The sequence below is a fragment of the Asticcacaulis sp. DW145 genome (assembly GCF_037101385.1).
Taxonomy (GTDB): Bacteria; Pseudomonadota; Alphaproteobacteria; order Caulobacterales; family Caulobacteraceae; genus Asticcacaulis; species Asticcacaulis currens.
Map to the genome: position 1 here is coordinate 47,501 of NZ_AP029025.1, position 21,265 is coordinate 68,765.

Below are 21,265 nucleotides of genomic sequence, written 5' to 3' on the forward strand. Positions count from 1 at the left end.
AAGTAGTGGCGAGCGAAATCGGACCAGGCCAGTGATCTTGTGATATAAAGCCGAACAGCCTGGAAAGGCTGACCATAGCGGGTGATAGTCCCGTAGGCGTCAACTAGCAAGATCCTCGAGTAGGGCGGGACACGTGCAATCCTGTCTGAATATGGGGGGACCACCCTCCAAGCCTAAGTACTCCTCTGCGACCGATAGTGAACAAGTACCGTGAGGGAAAGGTGAAAAGCACCCCGACAAGGGGAGTGAAACAGAACCTGAAATTGGAAGCCTACAAGCAGTCGGAGCCCCCAAGCGGGGTGACGGCGTACCTTTTGTATAATGGGTCAGCGACTTCATGTGCCGAGCAAGCTTAAGCCGATAGGTGTAGGCGTAGCGAAAGCGAGTTTGAACAGAGCGTTAAGTTCGTCGCATGACGACCCGAAACCAGGTGATCTATCCATGAGCAGGATGAAGGTAGGGTAACACCTACTGGAGGTCCGAACCGGTGTCTGTTGAAAAAGACTCGGATGACTTGTGGATAGGGGTGAAAGGCCAATCAAACCTGGACATAGCTGGTTCTCCGCGAAATCTATTTAGGTAGAGCGTCGGATGTATTCCTTGGGGGGTAGAGCACTGGATGGATGCGGGCGGCGCGAGCTGTACCAATTCTAACCAAACTCCGAATACCCAAGAGAACTGTCCGGCAGACACACGGCGGGTGCTAACGTCCGTCGTGAAAAGGGAAACAACCCTAACCATCATCTAAGGCCCCCAAGTTATGGCTAAGTGGGAAACGATGTGGGATTGCATTGACAATCAGGAGGTTGGCTTAGAAGCAGCCATCCTTTAAAGAAAGCGTAACAGCTCACTGATCAAGCGATCCTGCGCGGAAAATGTAACGGGGCTCAAGCCATACGCCGAAGATATGGGTTCACGTAAGTGAGCGGTAGCGGAGCGTTCCGTAAGCCTGAGAAGGTCAATCGTGAGGTTGGCTGGAGGTATCGGAAGTGAGAATGCTGACATGAGTAGCGATAAAGAGTGTGAGAGACACTCTCGCCGAAAGACCAAGGGTTCCTGCGTAAAGCTAATCTGCGCAGGGTTAGCCAGCCCCTAAGGCGAGGCCGAAAGGCGTAGTCGATGGGAATCCGGTGAATATTCCGGAGCCAGTATGAAGTGACGGATGGTGTAAGTTGTACGTGCTTATTGGATTGTACGTGCAGCGAAGCTGTCCCTGGAAATAACTCATACATAGACTGTACCCGAAACCGACACAGGTGGTCAGGTAGAGCATACCAAGGCGCTTGAGAGAACTATGCTGAAGGAACTCGGCAAATTACACGCGTAACTTCGGGATAAGCGTGACTCACCTTGCGCAAGCAGGACTGAGTGGCACAAGCCAGGGGGTAGCGACTGTTTATCAAAAACACAGGGCTCTGCGAAGCTGTAAAGCGACGTATAGGGTCTGACGCCTGCCCGGTGCCGGAAGGTTAAAAGGAGGGGTGCAAGCTCCGAATTGAAGCCCCGGTAAACGGCGGCCGTAACTATAACGGTCCTAAGGTAGCGAAATTCCTTGTCGGGTAAGTTCCGACCTGCACGAATGGCGTAACGACTTCCCCACTGTCTCCAGCATAGGCTCAGCGAAATTGAATTCCCCGTGAAGATGCGGGGTTCCCGCGGTCAGACGGAAAGACCCTATGAACCTTTACTATAGCTTCGCCTTGGCGTTAGCAGCAACATGTGTAGGATAGGTGGGAGGCTATGAAGCAGGGGCGCCAGTCTCTGTGGAGCCATCCTTGAAATACCACCCTTATTGCTGTTGGCGTCTAACCGCGGCCCGTCTATCCGGGTCCGGGACATGGCGTGGTGGGTAGTTTGACTGGGGCGGTCGCCTCCCAAAGTGTAACGGAGGCGCGCGATGGTGGGCTCAGAACGGTCGGAAATCGTTCGCTGAGTGCAATGGCATAAGCCCGCCTGACTGCGAGACTGACAAGTCGAGCAGAGACGAAAGTCGGCCATAGTGATCCGGTGGTCCTGCGTGGAAGGGCCATCGCTCAACGGATAAAAGGTACTCTAGGGATAACAGGCTGATTTTGCCCAAGAGTCCATATCGACGGCAAAGTTTGGCACCTCGATGTCGGCTCATCACATCCTGGGGCTGGAGCAGGTCCCAAGGGTATGGCTGTTCGCCATTTAAAGTGGTACGTGAGCTGGGTTCAGAACGTCGTGAGACAGTTTGGTCCCTATCTGCCGTGGGTGTTCGAGACTTGAGAGGATCTGTCCCTAGTACGAGAGGACCGGGATGGACATACCTCTGGTGGACCTGTCGTGGCGCCAGCCGCGCAGCAGGGTAGCTAAGTATGGAATAGATAACCGCTGAAAGCATCTAAGCGGGAAACTAACCTCAAAACAAGGTCTCGCTGAGGATCGTGGTAGACGACCACGTTGATAGGCTGGGTGTGGAAGCTCCGTGAGGAGTGAAGCTAACCAGTACTAATAATCCGATCGGCTTGATCGTTCCCTCAAATAAACGCACCCTACAGTGCTCGTTCTTCATACAATGTCTTCTCAGCTTGAACGTTATTGACCTGGTGGCTATGCCGGCCGGTCCCCACCCGATCCCATTCCGAACTCGGTCGTTAAGCCTGCCTGGGCCAATGGTACTTCGTCTTAAGGCGCGGGAGAGTAGGTCGCCGCCAGGTCTATAACGTTCAAGTAACCAAACCCTTCATGCACATCACTCAACACAAAGACCGGTCCACACACTCAGGCCGGTCTTTCGTTTAACCAGACCCCTCTGGTTATCACGTGTCGCGGGATGGAGCAGCCCGGTAGCTCGTCAGGCTCATAACCTGAAGGTCGTCAGTTCAAATCTGGCTCCCGCACCCATTCTTCACTTACACGAAAGCCCGCCACAAAACGGCGGGCTTTCGTGCGTATGGCGCTCAGAATAGACACAAAAAAAGCCCACCCAACCGGTGGGCCTTCTTCGATAGTCAGGAGAGGTGTCTTCTTCCCTGTAGCGGGATGATTTTAAGCCGCGACGGTTTTGAGGAAGTCGTCGATCGTCTCCACCAACCCGGCCTTTTCATCTTCCAGTTCCTGAGTGCTCTGACCCACGCGGGAGGCGGAGTGTTTGGTGCGTTCGACGGATTGCGCCATCATCTGCACGCTTTGCTGGGCATTGGCGGTGCAGCCCGCGGCCTTGGCGACATTTACCGCGATTTCCTGCGTCGCCCGGCTTTGTTCCTCTACGGCGGCCGAGATGGCGACGGTAAAGTGCTGCACCTCCTCCATCTTGCCGGCGATGGCCTTGATCGAGTCCACAGCGGTCTGGGTTTCCGACTGGATCTCCGCGATCTGCGCCGAAATATCCTGCGTCGCGCGGCTCGTCTGATCCGCCAGCGCCTTGACCTCGGTGGCCACCACCGCGAAGCCCTTACCGGCGTCTCCGGCACGGGCGGCTTCGATGGTGGCGTTGAGGGCCAGCAGATTGGTCTGAGAGGCGATGTTCTGGATCAGGTTGACGACGTCGCCGATCCGTTCCGAAGAACGGGCCAGACGGTCGATTTTTTCCTGACTTTCGGCGCTGACGCGCGTCGTGTCCTGTACGACGGTCTGCGACAGCGAAATCTTTTCGCTGATGTCGGCAATCGACGCCGCCAGTTCTTCGGCGGCAGCGGCCACGATCTGCACATTGTCCGTGGCTTCGAGCGTCGCGGCCGAGGCGCTTTGCGATTGTTCCGCCGTCTGGGAAGAAATGTCCTCGAGGGTGGCGCTGACATCCTGCATCCCGCGCGTGCTGTGGTGCAGGGCGGACAGGGCCTGATCTATGCGCGCCTTGAACCTCTGGATCGCATTTTCAAGGCTTTCGCGGCGCGTGCGTCGTTCGATACGACCGGCTTCGGCCTGGGCTTCGGCGGTTTCGCGGTCGCGCTGAGCCAGACGGAACCCGTCTATCGCCCGCGCAATGGCACCGATCTCGTTCTGCTTTTGTGTATGGCCCACCTGCGTATCGAGGGCGCCGCCGGCAATACGGCCCAACTGGTCGCTGAAGTCGCTCAGGGGGCGGATGATGAAGCGCAGCACAAACCACAGGCCGCCCGCCACCAGCAGGGTCAGGAGCGCGCCCGCCAGCAGCATATAGAGTTGGGTCGCATGGGCGCTGCGCACGCTGGTCTCGCTGGCGACCCTGGCCGTGTTTGAGATGGACTGGTTCTCGGTGTCAACGAGGCTCAGAACTGTATTGAGGGCCTCATATTCGGCCTTGGCCGTTCCGTCGAACGTCCCCATGAAGGCATTGCCCGCCGATGTGCCGCCCTGAATATAGGCGTCGGCCATGGCCTGCCCCGTCTGATAATAGGCCGGGAACTTCTGTTCCACGGCCTCCAGAGCCGACTGGATATCTGCGAGATGGAGGTCCCTGGCCAGCGCCTTGGCGTGGGCGATGCGCTCTTTGAACTCGGTGGCATTTTTGGCGGCCTCACCCGGCCCGTCGTCCAGTCCGTCCAGTCCCCGCGTTGCGGACACATCAGTCAGGAACTGCTGGACCTGAACCACATTGACCTGAATCTGCTTGGCGGTGAGGGACAACTCGCCCATCAGGGCCTTGCGAGCATTCGCTTCCTGCGCGATTCGCGCCAGCCGGATTTCGTGCTGGAGCGAAAAGAAGAGCAGGGCGCAAAACAGGCCCAGACTGCCGATCAGCAAGGCCCCCGCAATTTTTATCTGTGACGACAGCAAACGCAAACTACTCTCCCCATGGTTGATAAGCCATTGTTATTTGGTTTATTTTCTAGGAGACACCGGTTAATCCCGAATTAAATCGATTTCATGCCGCGTTATTTTTGCAAATAAGGGGCTCAGCCTGCGGCTGTTTATGTTCTCGTTTAAATTGAAATTGTGAGACTTGACGCGTTTTTACTTTTTTGATTTTCGGGCCAATATTTCTGAGACATTTCCTTTTTCGTGTAATTCGTGCGTATTCATTTTCAGAGGCATGTTTAAGTGCGCCTGATTTGGGTTTTTTGGGGGGTTAATCTGCATCAAGAGTTGTGAACTGGACTGAGGGGGAAGGGTTTTGTTTTCTGCGTCGCTTGTTGATGAAATTTATGAGGCCAGTATTTGCAGCGATAAGTGGCCGATGGTGCTGGATGCACTGGCGAAAAGCTGTGAGGCCCAACTCGCCGTCATCGCGTCGTTTCACGGGGGGCACCTGAACCGCCTTGTCGGCAATCCGAAGGGCGTGGCAATGGTCAATGCGTGCTACGAGCAATACGAACGTATGCCGGTCAAGCCGCCACCGCGTAACATCCGGGCGCTCAGGCTGTTTGAGCGCCGGCATTTCGGCTTCGTTGCCGAACCGGACTTTTTACCCGAGGCCGAGGCACTGGAGGATTTCGAACTCCGCACCTTCGTCATTCCGCAAGGCCGCTATCCGGGGGTGGGTACCTTTATCGACGGGTTTGTCGATCATAATGTGCTGATTTCGGTTGAGGGCTTTGAGGATCCGGCGCACTGCTACCGGCTGGTTTCGCCTCTGGACGTCCTCCGACCCCATCTGTGTCGCGCGGCCGCCCTGTCCACCCGTCTTCAGATGGAGCGGGCAGGGGGCATGACCGAGGCCCTGGAGCGGATCGGATTGTCTGCGGCGGTCGTGACCCGGTCAGGGAAGGCGCTCAGCGTCAATGCGGGCTTTAATGTCCGCATGGGGCCTTATCTCGATGATGTTCAGGGGCGGATCAGGCTCCGGGATGCGGAGATGGACGGGGTGTTCCGGACCAATCTCACGGCCTTGCTGGACCATTCACCGCGCGCGAAGTCCGTTCCCCTGCTGTCGGACAAGGACGAGCGCCCGCTGATCATGCACCTGTTTCCGGTGACGGGCGATGTGCGCGACCTTTTCGCCTCGGACACGGTTCTGATCGTCATCGCCGGTGAAGCGCGCGAACAGTTGACGGCGCCTCTGGTGCAGCAACTGTTCGATCTGACGCCGGCGGAGGCGGGGCTGGCCCTGCGCATTGCGGGGGGCGACTCGCTGGAAGAGATTGCGGTCGAAAGCGGTAAAAGCATTCATACGGTGCGCAATCAGACCAAATCCATCCTGATGAAAACAGGCATCCAGTCTCAGAAAAAGTTGGTTTCGGTTCAGAGGGATCTGTCGATCTGAGGGCGTGACCGGAGACGCAAAAGACCCCGGCAGCGACTGGTTCCGCTGCCGGGGTCTGCCGCTTCGTCTGGATCAGGGCACGAAGCTGGGGTTCACGACGGCCCAGAAGGCCGATTTCGGCTTACCCGTCGTATCGAACAGCAGAGGATGGTTCAGCCGGTTGACGGGGTAAGAGGTCAGCCAGGTATGATTGTCGGCCACGCCCCAGGTGGTGACAGACTTGACGCTCGGCTGGCTGGCGAACAGGTCGTACATGGCCCGGTATTGCGCTGCCTGCGCTCGGATGCTGTCCCAGTAGGCGGTCGTGCCTTCGGTCAGGCTCGGGGCGCAGCCGGTGGCGGGCGTACCGTAGCAACTGCCGGGGTCAGAGCCGTAGAGCGACACATCCAGCTCCGTGACATGGTTGATCAGGCCGCGGGTTTCTACGGCCTGAAACGCGGCGCGGACATTGGCCACCGGCGGCCAGGTCGTGGTGATGTGCAACTGATGACCGATGCCGTCGAGCGGCGCTCCGCGCGTCAGCAGCGTGTCCACAATGCTCATCAGGCGCGCCAGCTTGTCTGTATTTTCGGTGCTGTAGTCATTGATAAACAGCTTGACCGTCGGATCGGCGGCGCGGGCGGCCCGCAAGGCGATTTCGATATAGTCGGCCCCCAGCACCTGATACCAGCGGCTGTTGCGATAGGGGCTGCCGGCCGAGTCGCTGGTCGGTTCATTGACCACGTCCCACGCATAGACCTTGCCTTTGAAATAGGTCACCACGTCGGCGATATAGCGCTCAAGCCGCGCCTGCACCGTCGCCCTGTAGGTGGCGCTGGTGCTGTCGCCCGCAAAGAACCAGTCCGGGGCTGACTGATGCCACAGCAGGGTGTGGCCGCGCACGGCGATATTGTTGGCGCTGGCAAAGGCGATGACCTGATCGGCGAGGGTGTAGTTATAGACCCCGGCGCTGGTACCGATGGCCAGCGGCTTCATGCAGTTTTCGGCGGTCATCGAATTGGCGTGCGTTTTCAGCACGGGCTGTGAAATCGCATTGTTGATCTCGCTCGGTTCCGCCGTCATGCCGACCAGAAACTTGCCGTTGAAATAGGTCTTGAGCGCCGGGGCCGTGGCCGGGTCGGGCAGGGTGGGGCCGCTGGCGGAGGCGGTGCTGGAACTGGAGGAGGCAGAGCCGGACGATACGGGGGAAGAGACGCCGCCGCCCCCTCCGCCGCCACCGCCACAACTGGCCAGTGCCGACGCACCGGCCACCCCCATCAGCAGGCCGCGCCTGCTGAGCTGTGCAGAGATATTCATGTTCACTCCCGGTATATCTTTTTGTTTTTGTTGAAGACAGGACGCGCTTGCCTCCACATGATGAGAATGACACAGAATATTTGATAGCGGTACCATAAAAAATGAAGGCCGGAGGGGTTGCCTCCGGCCTGTGATGTTTCTGCCCTGAGGTTACCGTGTGCGGGCTATTTCAGCAGGGCCGCGTCCCCCCAGGTGACGGCAGCGGGAGTGGCGCTCGGGCTGGCGCTGGTGGCCACCAGTTCGACAAGGCGGACCCCTTTCAGATCGGCGGAAAGCGCCTGCGGGGCCTGCCCGAAGCGCAGCGGCTGAGACTTTACCAGCAGCTTGCCATCGCCATAGACGGCGAAGGTCACGGCCTCAGTGGTGTTGAGCGTGGAATCGTCCACCCCGACACGGGCTTTGAAGCGGCGATCGGACGGTTGCACCCGCACCTCCAGCCGCGAATTGGCAAGGATGCCGATACCGCTGCGGAAGGCCTTGCCGGCGACCTGAAGCTGGCGACCATAGGGGGAGGCATCGGCCTGCGCCCCGCCCCAGCCGGTGTAGGCCGGAATGTCGCCGCGCCCGCGCGTGCCGTTCCACGGGCTTTTCATGCGATAGATGAAGGGGTCGGCCTGCGGCACCACGACGCCATCGACCGCCGGGTTGACGCGGCCGGGCAGGTCGGAGAGATATTGCCCGTTGCTCAGCACAGGCGTTCCGCTGGCCATGAAGATCAGGGTCTGATGCGGAGCGAGGTGAAATTTGGCCTCGCCGGTGAAGGGGGCCTGATCGGCCTGCGTCCACAGATCGCGCAGTTTGACCGGCTGAGTGCCCAGATATTTCAGGTGCTCGGCGGTCAGGATGACGTCCTTGCCCTCCGCCGTGCGGTTGAACAGGGCCACGGCCTTGCGCGTCGGGTCTGTGCCCACGGTCTTGATCAGGATCTGCACATCGTCACTGTCATAAGCCAGGACCGCCTGATGGCCGCCCGCATCCTGATTGAGCGCGATGATCGCCTCATTGCCAAAAATCTGCATCAGCTCCGGCGAGGCCTGACTGAGGTCGTAACCGATCAGCAGAGGCGCGTTGATCATGGCCCACAGGGCGAAGTGTGAGCGCGCTTCGACCAGGTGGTTCGCATCGAACTCACCATGGCCGATAAACAGCATGTCCGGGTCGTTCCAGCTTCCCGGATGGGCATAGAGGGCGCGGGTGGCCGCCGAATCGAAATTGGTCAGCAGGCGCGACCAGGAGGGGGTCAGGTCGTCGCTGGTGCGCGACAGATTGCCGACATCCTTGCCCCAGGCGCGCACATCGGCGGAGCCCCAGGCGCACAGCGAAAACACATAGTCGCCGTCCGGATTGCTGGCCTTCAGGCTGGTGCCGATTTGCTTATACAGCGCTTTGACGGCCGGAATATTGGTGCGGCTGATCGACTGGAAATCAATCAGCGGCGGCAATTCGCGATAGGTGCCGGCCTTGACGCGCTCGGAGTCGGCCCCGAAGGCGCGCACGCCGCAGCCATCGACCTTGATAAAGTCGAAGCCCCAGTCCTTGAAATAGAGCGAAATGTCCTGCTCGATATGGCCGTAAAGCCCGACTTCGCGCTCCAGCACCGTGCCTTCGGGCAGGTTCGGGGTGTTGGGGCCGCCAAAGGCCTGAGAACAGGCATTGCGGCCAAGATCGGAATAAATACCCGCCTTCAGGCCCATCTTGTGGATGCGGTCGGTAAAGGGGCGCAGGCTGGTTTCTTCGGCGCCACCGACGGCGGCGGAGGGAAAGAGCTGGCTGCGCACCTGCATCCGGCCGTCCGACTGACGCCGCTTCAGCCACCAGCCGTCGTCTATATTGATGTAGCGGTAGCCCTTGGCCGCCAGCCCACTCTCGACAATGATCCGGGCGGAATCGAGCACCCGCGCCTCGGTCAGGTCGGTGCCAAAGGCGTTCCACGAACTCCAGCCCATGGGCGGGGTCGCGGCGCGCCCTTCGCTATAGGCGCTCCACTTACCCGTGGCGGCCAGAGGGTCGGCCGCAGTCTCGGCGTGAGCGGCGGCGGTCAGGGCAAGACCAACGGCCAGCGCCACGGGGGCGGCGTGTCTCGCAAGGCGACGAAGTGCAGGCGTCATGGAAAACCTTTCGGGCGCAAAATCTGGGACGGTATGGCTTGAGCGGCCTGATCCCGGCGGAATCCGTCCGTTCAAGCCGCCAGTGAGGCGGCGGCCAGGGTGACGGGCAGGGACATGCCGGCGCGGTAATAAGCGCAAGGCGAAGAAGATGGCTGTCCCTGATCGTCGCAGGCTTATTATCAAGCGCGAATATCGCGTTTTGGCCGCCTGTTGCCCCAAGGCTATTATATCAGACAATTTCCGTCAATCGCCCAGAGGCCTATCGACCTTTTGACAGGTCTGGCCTCACACCATGCCCCATGCACCCGCTGAACGGCGTTTTTTGGCTTGATTCCCGCGCCTATTTGTCAGAGGTTTTAGTCTATAAACACACAACAACAGGGTGAGAGAGATGCGACAGTTCGGTATAGCGCTGGGGGCTTTGGCGCTGGTTTTCATGGCGGGTTCCGCAGCGGCACAAGCGGTCAGGACGGAACAGATCACCGTCCATAGCCGCGCTCTGGAAGGCAATCTGGAGGGCAATTCGGCGGACCGCAAGGTGACGGTTTACCTGCCGCCCGATTACGATTCTCATCCCAAAAAGCGGTATCCGGTCATCTATGCCCTGCACGGCTATTCGATCAATAACGAGATCTGGTCGAAGGAAATCCGCACCCCGCAGACGATCGACGGCGCCTATGCGGCGGGCGTCAAGGGCATGATTATAGTCCTGCCCAGCTCGCAGACCCTGCACAACGGCTCGATGTATTCCAGTTCGGCGACGACCGGCGACTGGGAAGGCTTTATTGCTAAAGACCTTGTGGCCTATATCGACAGCCACTACCGCACGCTGGCCACTCGTGACAGCCGCGGTCTGGCCGGGCATTCGATGGGCGGCTACGGCACGGTGCGTATCGGCATGAAGCACCCGGAAGTGTTCAGCGCCCTCTATGTGATGAGCCCGTGCTGCCTGTCGGCGCGCGGCAGTTTGCCGCCGGAAGAGGGACGCAAGCTGGAGGCTGTCAAAACCCCCGAAGAGGCGCAGAGCCTCGGCTTTATGGGACGCGCCACCTTCGCCGTGGCCTCGGCCTGGTCGCCCAACCCCAAAAAGCCACCCTTCTATGTCGATCTGCCGACGAAGGACGGCGAGACCCAGCCCGATGTGATTGCCCGCTGGGCCGCCAATGCGCCCCTGTCGATGGTGCACCAGTACATCCCCAATATGCGGCAGTACAAGGCCATTGCCTTCGATGTCGGTAATCGCGACGGGCTGAAGACCGATACGGAGGCGCTGCACGTCACGCTGGAAAACTACGGCGTGGCCAACAGTTTCACGCTCTATGACGGCGATCACGTCAGTGGCGTCGCCGACCGCTTCCAGAACCACGTCCTGCCGTTCTTCGCCAAGACCCTGTCCTTTGCACCCGCGAAAAAATGAGGGGGTTGCGCCGCACCGGTTTAGGTGCGGCGCAATAGTCTGACATTTGTTTTGACATTATGCGGTTTCGTGTTAGCGGTATCATAATGGCCGGATAAAAGGTCAAAACACCGCGCACGGCGCACGCCGTCCGCACCTAAAAATGACAGGGAGATATAATGAAACCGCTCGTTCTGACAGGCGTATTGTCTCTGCTTGCCCTGACCCTGCCTGCCGCTGCGCAGGAGCGGGTGTCGGTGACGGTGGACGCCACCAAGCCGGGAGCCAAGATCGACCGCCGCATCTTCGGTCAGTTTGCCGAACACCTCGGCAGCGGCATCTATGAAGGCGTGTGGGTCGGTAAGGACTCCGCCATTCCCAATACGCGCGGCATCCGCAATGACGTGGTGGCGGCGCTGAAAGCCATCAAGGTCCCGGTCGTGCGCTGGCCCGGCGGGTGCTTTGCCGACGAATACCACTGGCGGCGCGGCATCGGTCCGGAGCGCAAGCCGATGATGAACGCCAACTGGGGCGGCGTGATCGAGCCCAACACCTTTGGCACCGACGAATTTATGGACTTCGCCACTCAGGTGGGGGCCGAGGCCTATATCTCGGTCAATGTCGGCTCCGGCACGGTGGGCGAGGCGGCCGAATGGCTGGAATATATGACCTCCAGCACGCAAGACGGCATCGGGGCGGAACGCGCCCGGAACGGCCATGCGGAGCCCTATAAGGTGGCCTTTGTTGGGCTGGGCAACGAAAGCTGGGACTGCGGCGGCGCCATGACGCCGGACTTCTACGTCAGCCAGATGAAGATGTATGCGCGCTTTGTGCGCAACTATAACAAGGCCCAGCCGATGCAGCGCATCGCGGTCGGCCCCAGCGGTCCGGACACCGCCTATACCGAGGCGGTGATGAAGTCCTACAAGGGCCGCAGCTGGGCCTGGGATATCGAAGGCCTGTCTTTGCACTACTACACGACCGGCGGCGGTTTCCCCGTGTCGCAGAAGGCTACGGGCTTCGGCGAAAAGGAATATGCCGTCATCCTTCAGGATACGCTGAAGATGGACGAGCTGGTCAAGACCCACTCCGCCATCATGGACAAGTACGACCCGGAAAAGAAGGTGTCGCTGGTCGTCGATGAGTGGGGCGCGTGGTACGTGGCGACCCCCGGCACCGATCCCGGCTTCCTGATGCAGCAGAATACGCAGCGCGACGCCGTGCTGTCGGCGCTGAACCTCAACATCTTCGCCCGCCACGCCGACCGCGTGCGCATGGCCAATATCGCCCAGATGGTCAATGTCCTTCAGGCCATGATCCTGACGGACAAGGAAAAGATGCTGCTGACGCCGACCTATCACGTCTTCCGCATGTACGTGCCGTTTCAGGACGCCACCTTTATCCCGGTAACGCTGAATGCCGGCACCTACAGCTTTGGTGACATCAGCCTGCCGCGCGTCGATGCGCTGGCGGCGCGCGGGACGGACGGGAAGATCTATCTCTCCCTGACCAATCTCGACCCCAGGACGCCGGTGGATATCGACGTGGCCAGCCTGAACATCAAGGTGAAGACCGCGACCGGTGAGACCCTGTCGGCGGCGAAGTTCGACGCCTACAACACCTTCTCGGACCCGGAGACAGTGGCCCCCAAGCCGGTCACGGCGAAGATGAAGGATGGCAAGGTGATGGTCCGCCTGTCCCCCGCCTCGGTCACCGTACTGACCCTGCAACCCTGATCCTCTCCGCGCCGCATCAGTCAGACCCTGATGCGGCGCAACGGTTTTCAGTGCGTTTTCGCGTCCCCGGCCACGCCTGCCGTGGCCTGTCTTTGCACGCATCTCTATACTTTCAGAGGCTCCCATGTCCCACCCAACTCCCCCCTCCGTCTCGCGCCGGCAGGCTCTGGCCGCCTCGGTCGCCACCGGCCTGCTGACCGCCGCCCCTGTTCTGGCGCAAACCGCCAAGCCCATTGCCTCGACCCTGAGGGCCGGGCAGGAACGCCCCCCTATCAACCCGTTCATCTATGGGGGCTTCCTTGAGCATATCGGCGACCTCATCAACCACAGCCTGTGGAGCGAGGTGCTGGACGACCGCAAATTCTATAACCCCATCACCGCGACGCCGCCCGCCAAACCCGAAGGCCGGCCGGGCCGCAACCGCGACAGCAACCGCTGGGTACCCGTCGGCCCGGAGTCAGCGCTGAGCATGGACCGCAAGACGCCGTGGGTCGGCGCACAGTCGCCGGTCGTGCAGCTGAGCGCGACGGAGCCGCGCGGTATCGCCCAGTCGGGTCTGGCGGTCGCTGCCAAGGACTATGTGGGGCGAGTCGTCATCGCTGCCTACGGCAGGGCGGAAGTGGCCGCCACCCTGATCTGGGGCAGCGGCCCGGCGGAGCGTCAGACGGTCCGGGTCGAGGCGGGCGCGGACTGGCGCAAGGTGCCCTTGCGCTTTAGCTGTCAAGCGGCCACGACCGAAGCGCGGCTGGAAATTACGGGCACGGGCACCGGCACGTTCCGCGTCGGGGCGGTGTCGCTGATGCCCGCCGACAATGTCAAAGGCTTCCGCGCCGATACGCTGGCCCTGATGCGCGAGATCGACTGCAAGATCCTGCGTATCCCCGGCGGCAACTTCATCTCGGCCTATGACTGGAAAGACACGATCGGCGATCCGGATACCCGCCCGCCCGTCTGGGACCCGGTTTGGAGCTTCGCTCAGCCGAATGATGTCGGCGTCGATGAGCTGCTGCAAATGTGCCAGATGATCAATGCCGAGCCGTCGTGGTCGGTCAGCACCGGCTTCGACGGGCCGCGTTCGGGGGCCGAGCAGGTCGAATACATCAACGGCAGCGCCGACACGCCGTGGGGCGCCAAACGCGCCGCCAATGGCCATCCGGAACCTTACCGCGTCAAATACTGGAACATCGGCAATGAGATGTACGGCAACTGGCAGATGGGGCACATCCCCCTGAAGCAGTATGTCATCAAGCACAACCAGTTCGCCGACGCCATGCGCAAGGTCGATCCGTCCATCTACATCATCGCGCCCGGCGGCTTCGTGGATGAGATGACGACGGGGCAGGGCATCTTCGTGGCCGGTCAGCCCAATGTCGAGTTCGGCTCAGACCGCGACTGGGCCAATGGCATGATGACGCACGCCTGGGGGCGCTTCGATGCGCTGGCCACCCACGCCTATCCGCCGGAAAACAAAAAGTTCGACATGGCGACGGGCAAGCTGTTCGACGTGCAACGCCCGCTGGTCGAATGGGCGCGTCAGCCCGCCAACCGCGTCCTGACCATGGTCGAATGCTGGGAAGAGTATAAGCGCCGCCATCCGGCGCTGAACGACGGCAAGGTCAAGGTTTTCTTCGATGAATATGCCTACAGCTTCCGTCAGAACCTGAAGACCTGTCTGGCGCTGGGCATGTGCCTGCACGAATTCTTCCGCCACACCGACTTTATCGACATGGCCGGTTATACCATGGCGACGGGCTGGCTGGATTTCGACCGCACGCGCTCGGTCATCAGCGCCACCGGCCGCATGTACCAGATGTACAATCAGCATTTCGGCACGATCCCTGTCGAGGTCACGGGCGCTTCGCCCGTACCGAAGCCCGACTTCCCTGCGGGCGGGGATCAGCCCCGTGTCAATGCGGGCAGCGCCACCTATCCGCTCGACGTTTCCGCAGCCCTGACGGCGGACCGCAAGGCGCTGATTGTCGCTGTTGTGAATGCCACGGAGCAAGCCCAGAGCCTTGACCTCAAGATCGACGGCTTCAAGGCGCGCAAGGGCGGCCGCTGCTGGAAACTGACCGGCCCCGACCTTGAGGCGCAAAACGCGGTGGGTAAGCCGGAGCAGGTGGCGGTCGTCGCGGGCCGTTTCCCCGCCGGGCCGCTGCGCATCGCCCCCATCAGCATCGAACTGTATGAATTCGTCCGCGCGTAAGCCAAGGGAGGACACCATGACACCCAATCGCTATTTTACCGCAGCCGTACTGGCGGCCCTGATGTCCGCCGGGGCGCTGCAACCGGCGGCGGCACAAAACCCGCTCGATGCGCCCGGCTATCAGGATGCCTCCAAACCGCCTGAGGCGCGGGCCGCCGACCTTGTGTCGCGCATGACGCTGGAAGAAAAGACGGCGCAGCTGATCAACGATGCCCCGGCCATTCCGCGCCTCAATGTGCGCGAATACAACTGGTGGAACGAAGGCCTGCACGGGGTGGCCGCTGCCGGTTACGCCACCGTCTTCCCGCAGGCCGTGGGTCTGGCCGCCACCTGGGATGAGCCGCTGATCCACCGCGTCGCGGAGACGATCAGCGTCGAGTTTCGCGCCAAATACCTGAAGGAGCGCCACCGGTTCGGCGGTTCGGACTGGTTCGGCGGCCTGACCGTGTGGTCGCCCAATATCAACATCTTCCGCGATCCGCGCTGGGGCCGGGGTCAGGAAACCTATGGCGAAGACCCTTACCTGACGGCGCGCATGGGCGTCGCCTTCGTCAGGGGGCTTCAGGGCGATGATCCGGTCTATTACCGCACCGTGGCGACGCCCAAACACTATGCCGTCCATTCGGGCCCGGAAGCCGGTCGTCACCGCGATAATGTCAATCCGTCGCCCTATGACCTTGCTGACACCTATCTGCCGGCCTTCAGGGCCACCATCACCGAAGGGCAGGCCGGTTCGATCATGTGCGCCTATAACGCCATCAATGGTCAGCCCGCCTGCGCCAACGAAGACCTGCTGGTCAAATATCTGCGCAAGGACTGGGGCTTTAAGGGCTATGTCGTGTCCGACTGCGACGCCGTGGGCGATATCTATTACAAGACTTCGCACGCCTATCGCCCGACCCCCGAAGAAGGGGTAACGGCGGCCTATCAGGTGGGCACGGACCTCATCTGCGGTAATGCCAATGAGGCCGACCACCTGACGCGCGCCGTGCGTCAGGGCCTGCTGCCGGAAAAGACGCTCGATACGGCGCTGATTCGCCTGTTTACCGCGCGCTTCAAACTGGGGCAGTTCGATCCGCCCGCAAAAGTTTTCCCGAAGATCACAGCCGAGGATTACGACACGCCCGCCAATCGCGATTTCTCGCAAAGGGTCGCGGAGTCGGCCATGGTCCTGCTCAAGAACGAAAACAACCTGCTGCCGCTGAAGGGTGAGCCGCGCCATATCGCCGTCATCGGGCCCAATGCCGATTCGATGGACTCGCTGGTCGGCAACTACAATGGCGATCCCTCGCACCCGGTAACGGTGCTGTCCGGCATCCGCGCCCGTTTCCCCAAGGCGACCGTCACCTATGCGCCGGGATCGGGCCTGATCGACCCGGTGATGGCGGCCGTACCCGACAACGCCTTCTGCCGCGACGAGGCCTGCACCCAAACCGGCGTGACGGTCAGCCATTTCGCTACCCCCGATATGGGCGGCGCGCCGCAGACGACTGGCAGCGAAGGCGGGATGCGTCAGGTCTGGGCCGGTGAAAACCGCAGCGGGGCCGTGCGCTATGACGGCTATCTGACCGCACCGGAGACAGGCGAATACCGCTTCCGTTACGACGCGCACGGCGGCTATCGCATCTGGGTCAATGACAAGATGATCGTCGATGCCTGGCGGGTGGACTGGCGGCCTTCCATCGCCACCGGGACCGTGCGGCTTGAGGCCGGGTCGCGCAACCGCATCCGCGTCGAATCCTTCCAGCGCCAGCCGAAGGGCGAGGAGACGCTGATGTGGAGCCTGCCGTCGGATACGGGCGCGCAGGCGGCCGTGGCCGCTGCAAAAGAGGCCGATCTGGTGGTCTTTGTGGCGGGCCTGTCGCAGCGCGTCGAAGGCGAAGAGATGCGCGTCGAAACCGAAGGCTTTTCGGGCGGCGACCGCACCAGCCTCAACCTGCCGCCTGCCCAACAAAAGGTGCTGGAGCAGGTCAGCGCCGCCGGTAAGCCGGTGGTTCTGGTCCTGATCAATGGCAGCGCGCTGGGGATCAACTGGGCGGACAAAAACGTCCCGGCCATTGTCGAAGCCTGGTATCCGGGCGGGCAGGGCGGGGCCGCCGTGGCGCGTCTGATCGCCGGGGACTACAGCCCCGCCGGTCGTCTGCCCGTCACCTTCTACCGCTCGGTCGATCAGCTTCCGGCCTTCAACGACTACAGCATGAAGGGGCGCACCTATCGCTACTTCCAAGGCGAGGCCCTCTATCCGTTCGGCTACGGCCTGTCCTACACCACCTTCCGCTACGCGCCGCTGACCCTGTCGGCGCGTCAGGTGGCCGGTGACGGTCAGGTCAGCGTCTCGGCCGATGTGACCAATAGCGGGTCGCGCGACAGCGATGAGGTGGTGCAGCTCTATGTCAGCTATCCGGGCCAGAAGCTGGCGCCCATCCGGGCGCTCGCGCGCTTCGAGCGTATTCATCTGAAGGCGGGGGAGACGAAAACCGTGCGCTTCACGCTCGACCCGCAGGCGCTCAGCACCGTCAATGCCGATGGCTCGCGCTCGGTCAAGCCGGGCAAGGTCGAGCTGTGGCTCGGCGGCGGGCAACCCGTGACGCGCAAGGGGCTGCCGGCAGCCGCCGGCGTCAAGGGCACCCTGACCGTCACCTCGTCCCACCTCATCAAACCCTGATTCGGAGATCGTCCATGACACGCTTTCTGGCCCTGACCCTCGGCGTGGCTGCCGCCGCTCTGGCCTTCGCCGCCGCCGCCGAAGAGACGGGCACGGGGCCCTATCCGGCCGTGTTCGAAGAAGACCCGACTCTTCCGGCACACGTCGTCTATCACCCGCAGACCCTGTCGGCCCTGAAGGGAGAAAAGCTCGGTCTCTACGTCTTTGGCAACGGGGCGTGCAGCCGCGACGGCACCAGTTCCAAAAACCATCTGCTGGAAATCGCCTCGCACGGCTATCTGGCCATTGCGCCGGGCACCATACCCGGCCCCAAACCCGCGGAGGCCCCGCAAGGGCCGCTGCCGGGGGGCCTGAAGGCTGCGACCTCACCCGACGCCCTGACCGAGGCCATCGACTGGGCGCTGAAGGAAAATGCACGCAAGGGCAGCCCCTATTACCAGCGGCTTGATCCCAAAAAGATTGCCGTATCGGGCTTTAGCTGCGGCGGGCTTCAGGCCATCGCCATCGCCAAAGACCCGCGCATTGCCACACTGGTGGTGATGAACAGCGGCGTTTTCAATGCGGGCAATCCCATCGCAGGCCTGAACGTCGATAAGTCGATGCTCAATGACATCCACGGCTCGGTGCTCTACGTCCTCGGCGGGCCGACCGACATCGCCTATGCCAATGGCAGCGACGACTATAGGCGCATCACCCATATTCCGGCGGCGCATATCGACATTCCGGTCGGGCACGGCGGCACCTACATGGACCCGCACGGCGGCATCGGGGCCGAGGTGGTGACCCACTGGCTGAACTGGAAGCTGAGGGGCGACAAGGTATCTGCGGCCAAATTCGTGGGCGAGGCCTGCGGCTATTGCCAGGACAGCCGCCTGACCTACGCCCGCAAGAATTTCTAACCCCCTCAGAGCGGGATGATTTCTGACGGAGTCCTTCCGCTCTAGCGCAGGCGCACGCGCAGGGACTCCCCTGAATAGCTGACCTCCGTCCCTTTCCCCGGTGCCAGAGGCGGCTGATCCGGGGAGAGGAGATGCAGGCGTAACCGTTTGCGCTCGGCCATACCGTTGAAGCGGCCCTGCCGTGCCCCGATGTGCAATTCGCCGCGCCGGTCGTCCCAGCGCAGAGCGATCAGGCTGCGCGCCCCACCCTCATAGTCATAGGTCACGCCGTCATCCTCATAAAGGTCAAACCCGCCGTCGCGGCCGGGGAAGACGAGAATATCCAGCACCTCCCCGGTCAGGTCAGCCGTGGACTGCGCGACAGGCCCTAAGGGCAGGACGCTGCCCGCCCGTACATGCACCGGGATCTGCGTCAGGGGCGCGGGGACGCTGTGCGTCTTTCCGCCGGCGCGGTGCGCGCCGCTCCACAGGTCGAACCAGCCGCCGTCCGACTGTGGCAGATAGACCGGCCACGCACTGACGCCCGGTTCGACGACCGGTGCCACCAGCAGATGGTCGCCGAACATGTAGCTGTGCCCCTGATCGAGCGCCTGCGCGTCGCGGCGGAAATCGAACACCAGCGGACGAATCAGCGGCATCCCCGCCCGGTGGGCCTGCGCCGCCAGACTGTAGATATAGGGGAAAAGGCGGTAGCGCAGGTTGAGATAGGTGCGCGCCGCGCCTTCGACGGTTTCGCCATAGCGCCAGAATTCGGTATCGGTCATGTAGCCGTGCACGCGCTGCAACGGCAGGAAGGTGGCGTACTGGAACCAGCGGATAAAGCGCTCGTGATAGGCCGGGTCGGTATATTGCGACGGCCCCGGACGGAAGAAGCCGCCCGCATCGACCGTCCAGTAGGGATAACCGGCGGCGGCCATGTTGAGACCGGCAGGAATCTGCCGCTTCAGTGTCTCCCAGTCATTGCCGATATCGCCCGACCAGGTGGCGGCGGCATAGCGCTGCTGACCCACAAAGGCCGAGCGCGTCAGGATGAAGACGCGGCGATCCGGATAGTCGCGCCTTTGCCCCTCATAGACGGTGCGCGAGACCTGAAGCGGGTAGCTGAGTCGTACCCGCTCACCGGCCCCGGCATGGGTTTGCCGCCCGACCAGATCGTCATTTTCCGGCTCCGTCGCGTCCTGCCACCAAGCGTCAATGCCCAGCGACGCCAGACGCTGGCTCTGGTTCTGCCAGTAAAAGGCGGCCGCCTTCGGGTTGAAAAAGTCGATCCAGTCGGTGTCGGGGATATAGAAGCCCTTATCGGCCATAAGCTGCCCCAGTTCGGCCTTGCGATCGACCTTCGACCACACCGACAGCATCAGGCGCAGGTCCATGCCGTGCAGGGTGTTTATCAGCGCTGCCGGATCGGGGTAGTGCGCTTCGTCAAAGCGCATGGCGTTCCAGCCATACTTCCCCCAGTACTGCCAGTCCTGCACCATGACATCGACGGGCAACTGCCGACGGCGGAAGTCTTGCGCCGTTTCGAGGATCTCCTGCGAAGAGTGGAAGCGCTCCCGACAATGGAGGTAACCATAGGCCCATTTGGGCAGAATCGGGGTCGTTCCGACCAGTTTTCCATAGGTTTTGAATATGTCTGCGGAATCGGGCCCGGCAATGACCACATATTCGATGGCGTCGGCCACGTCGGCGCTGAGGACGGTGGTGTCCTGCGCGCGCTCATAAAGAAGGGTGGGGGCGTCTTCGGCATTGGCCTTTACGCGGAGGGTATGCGGACCGGCACTGAGATCGGCCAGGAAGCTGGTCGTCGGCGGCAACCACAGATTGGTCAGGTCCGTATAGGGCTTGCCGTCAATTTCGACATAATGACGCGAAGCCATCTTGCGCCCGATATCGAGCTGAAAGGCATAGCGCCCGGCCGCGCTCAGGTGGATGTGCGCTTCGAAGAGCGCCTCGGTACGTGCCTGCCGCGCATTGCCGCTGCCGGTGGTGACATCGACCATCTGACCCTGTGCCGCCACATCCACCTTCTGCAGGGCGACGCTTTGCGACGGCGGGTTCAGTTCGCACTTGCCGCTGTTCAGCCAAAGCAGGCCGTAGCCGCGGCTGGACAGCAAAAAAGGCAGGCTGATCTGTGTGTTGACCTGAGTCAGGCGGCGCGGAAGCTGGCGCAGATTGAGCGCGCCGTCCTGAAAACAGCCTGTACCGTAGAGATGTTCATCAGCGGGGGATTCGAAGGCCTGACGGGCGATCAACACCGTTTCCGCCCCCAGTTTCGACGGCGTCAGGCGGCGCGCCTGCGCCGTTTCGCTGAGCAAAGGGGTGTCCTGACCATCGAAGAATCGCAGGCGGCCGTTCGCGTCGATATCGCAGCGGATGCCGGGCAGGCGCAGGCTGACCCGCCCCGCGATTCGCTGCTGACGCGGCTTAGGACGGTGGCTTTGCGGCAGAAGCAGAGGGTGGGGATCGCTGGTCAGGCTCTGATTCGCCCGCGCAAAACGCACATGAAAGGCCCGGTCGCTCAGGGCCGTGAGTGACAGCGTCCCCTCTCGCGTCACAGCCATGTAATCCGCCCGTCGCCGGGGGGCGCTCAGGGCCGATCCGGCGGTTGCAGACAAGGCCGTAGCCGCTATTCCTCCGACTAATAGCTGTCGGCGGTCGTAAAGGCGCTCGGACAGATTTACTTTTTTCATAGGGCATCCTTTGAGACTGAGGGAGCGGAAAAATCATACGCGCGGCACTTGTCTTGCGGGGTGCACTCAACCCAATGGCACGGCACCCTTGCCCCCAGAAGGCGAAAATGCAGTCAGATAA

General features: G+C 61.6%; 10 protein-coding genes, 1 tRNA gene and 2 rRNA genes (1 of these 13 only partly in view). 9 read left to right on the forward strand and 4 right to left on the reverse strand.

Annotation, left to right across the window (positions count from 1 at the left end):
* From AACH73_RS11515 to AACH73_RS11525, 3 genes are all read left to right on the forward strand, one after another.
* Positions 1-2,497, forward strand: a 23S ribosomal RNA gene (locus AACH73_RS11515) (it extends 281 nt beyond the left edge of the window).
* Between the two features lie 69 nt (positions 2,498-2,566).
* Positions 2,567-2,681, forward strand: a 5S ribosomal RNA gene (rrf, locus tag AACH73_RS11520).
* Between the two features lie 110 nt (positions 2,682-2,791).
* A tRNA-Met gene (locus AACH73_RS11525) sits at positions 2,792-2,868 on the forward strand.
* Between the two features lie 144 nt (positions 2,869-3,012).
* Here AACH73_RS11525 and AACH73_RS11530 read toward each other — a convergent pair.
* Positions 3,013-4,728: a methyl-accepting chemotaxis protein gene (locus tag AACH73_RS11530; RefSeq protein WP_272742342.1), complete on the reverse strand. Its 1,716-nt coding sequence runs from the start codon at positions 4,726-4,728 to the stop codon at positions 3,013-3,015.
* A gap of 331 nt (positions 4,729-5,059) precedes the next feature.
* On the opposite strand from AACH73_RS11530, the gene AACH73_RS11535 reads away from it, so the two are divergent.
* Positions 5,060-6,148 (forward strand): helix-turn-helix transcriptional regulator, encoded by a 1,089-nt coding sequence (locus AACH73_RS11535; RefSeq protein WP_272742341.1) that lies wholly within the window; start codon positions 5,060-5,062, stop codon positions 6,146-6,148.
* 72 nt (positions 6,149-6,220) lie between these two features.
* Here AACH73_RS11535 and AACH73_RS11540 read toward each other — a convergent pair whose 3' ends face one another.
* Entirely contained in the window at positions 6,221-7,444 is a 1,224-nt protein-coding gene (locus AACH73_RS11540; protein ID WP_272742340.1) for an endo-1,4-beta-xylanase, read from the reverse strand.
* 164 nt (positions 7,445-7,608) lie between these two features.
* The gene (locus tag AACH73_RS11545) at positions 7,609-9,552 is read right to left on the reverse strand and encodes an NPCBM/NEW2 domain-containing protein (RefSeq protein ID WP_338736007.1); all 1,944 of its coding nucleotides are present in this window, start codon (positions 9,550-9,552) and stop codon (positions 7,609-7,611) included.
* A 391-nt stretch (positions 9,553-9,943) separates the two neighbouring features.
* Between AACH73_RS11545 and AACH73_RS11550 the strand changes: the two genes are divergently transcribed.
* The 5 genes from AACH73_RS11550 to AACH73_RS11570 all read left to right on the forward strand — a co-directional run bounded on the left by AACH73_RS11550 (position 9,944) and on the right by AACH73_RS11570 (position 18,454).
* Positions 9,944-10,969 (forward strand): alpha/beta hydrolase-fold protein, encoded by a 1,026-nt coding sequence (locus AACH73_RS11550; RefSeq protein WP_272742338.1) that lies wholly within the window; start codon positions 9,944-9,946, stop codon positions 10,967-10,969.
* Positions 10,970-11,127: 158 nt separating this feature from the next.
* The gene (locus AACH73_RS11555) at positions 11,128-12,684 is read left to right on the forward strand and encodes an alpha-L-arabinofuranosidase C-terminal domain-containing protein (protein ID WP_272742337.1); all 1,557 of its coding nucleotides are present in this window, start codon (positions 11,128-11,130) and stop codon (positions 12,682-12,684) included.
* 124 nt (positions 12,685-12,808) lie between these two features.
* Positions 12,809-14,890 (forward strand): alpha-L-arabinofuranosidase C-terminal domain-containing protein, encoded by a 2,082-nt coding sequence (locus AACH73_RS11560; protein ID WP_272742336.1) that lies wholly within the window; start codon positions 12,809-12,811, stop codon positions 14,888-14,890.
* Between the two features lie 16 nt (positions 14,891-14,906).
* Positions 14,907-17,555 carry a glycoside hydrolase family 3 protein gene (locus AACH73_RS11565; protein WP_272742335.1) on the forward strand — a complete coding sequence of 883 codons (2,649 nt, stop codon included), beginning with the start codon at positions 14,907-14,909 and terminating at the stop codon, positions 17,553-17,555.
* Positions 17,556-17,569: 14 nt separating this feature from the next.
* Complete coding sequence (locus AACH73_RS11570) at positions 17,570-18,454, forward strand: hypothetical protein (RefSeq protein WP_272742334.1); 885 nt, start codon at positions 17,570-17,572, stop codon at positions 18,452-18,454.
* 41 nt (positions 18,455-18,495) lie between these two features.
* Here AACH73_RS11570 and AACH73_RS11575 read toward each other — a convergent pair whose 3' ends face one another.
* Positions 18,496-21,144, reverse strand: coding sequence for a TIM-barrel domain-containing protein (locus tag AACH73_RS11575; protein WP_272742333.1), 2,649 nt, complete (start codon positions 21,142-21,144; stop codon positions 18,496-18,498).
* Positions 21,145-21,265 lie beyond the last annotated feature (121 nt).

Excerpts from the sequence above, each read along its gene's own strand:
- AACH73_RS11555 (WP_272742337.1), top strand. The coding sequence starts at position 11,128 with ATGAAACCGCTCGTTCTGACAGGCGTATTGTCTCTGCTTGCCCTGACC.
- AACH73_RS11550 (WP_272742338.1), top strand. The coding sequence starts at position 9,944 with ATGCGACAGTTCGGTATAGCGCTGGGGGCTTTGGCGCTGGTTTTCATG.
- AACH73_RS11545 (WP_338736007.1), bottom strand. The coding sequence starts at position 9,552 with ATGACGCCTGCACTTCGTCGCCTTGCGAGACACGCCGCCCCCGTGGCG.
- AACH73_RS11560 (WP_272742336.1), top strand. The coding sequence starts at position 12,809 with ATGTCCCACCCAACTCCCCCCTCCGTCTCGCGCCGGCAGGCTCTGGCC.
- AACH73_RS11575 (WP_272742333.1), bottom strand. The coding sequence starts at position 21,144 with ATGAAAAAAGTAAATCTGTCCGAGCGCCTTTACGACCGCCGACAGCTA.
- AACH73_RS11540 (WP_272742340.1), bottom strand. The coding sequence starts at position 7,444 with ATGAATATCTCTGCACAGCTCAGCAGGCGCGGCCTGCTGATGGGGGTG.
- AACH73_RS11570 (WP_272742334.1), top strand. The coding sequence starts at position 17,570 with ATGACACGCTTTCTGGCCCTGACCCTCGGCGTGGCTGCCGCCGCTCTG.
- AACH73_RS11565 (WP_272742335.1), top strand. The coding sequence starts at position 14,907 with ATGACACCCAATCGCTATTTTACCGCAGCCGTACTGGCGGCCCTGATG.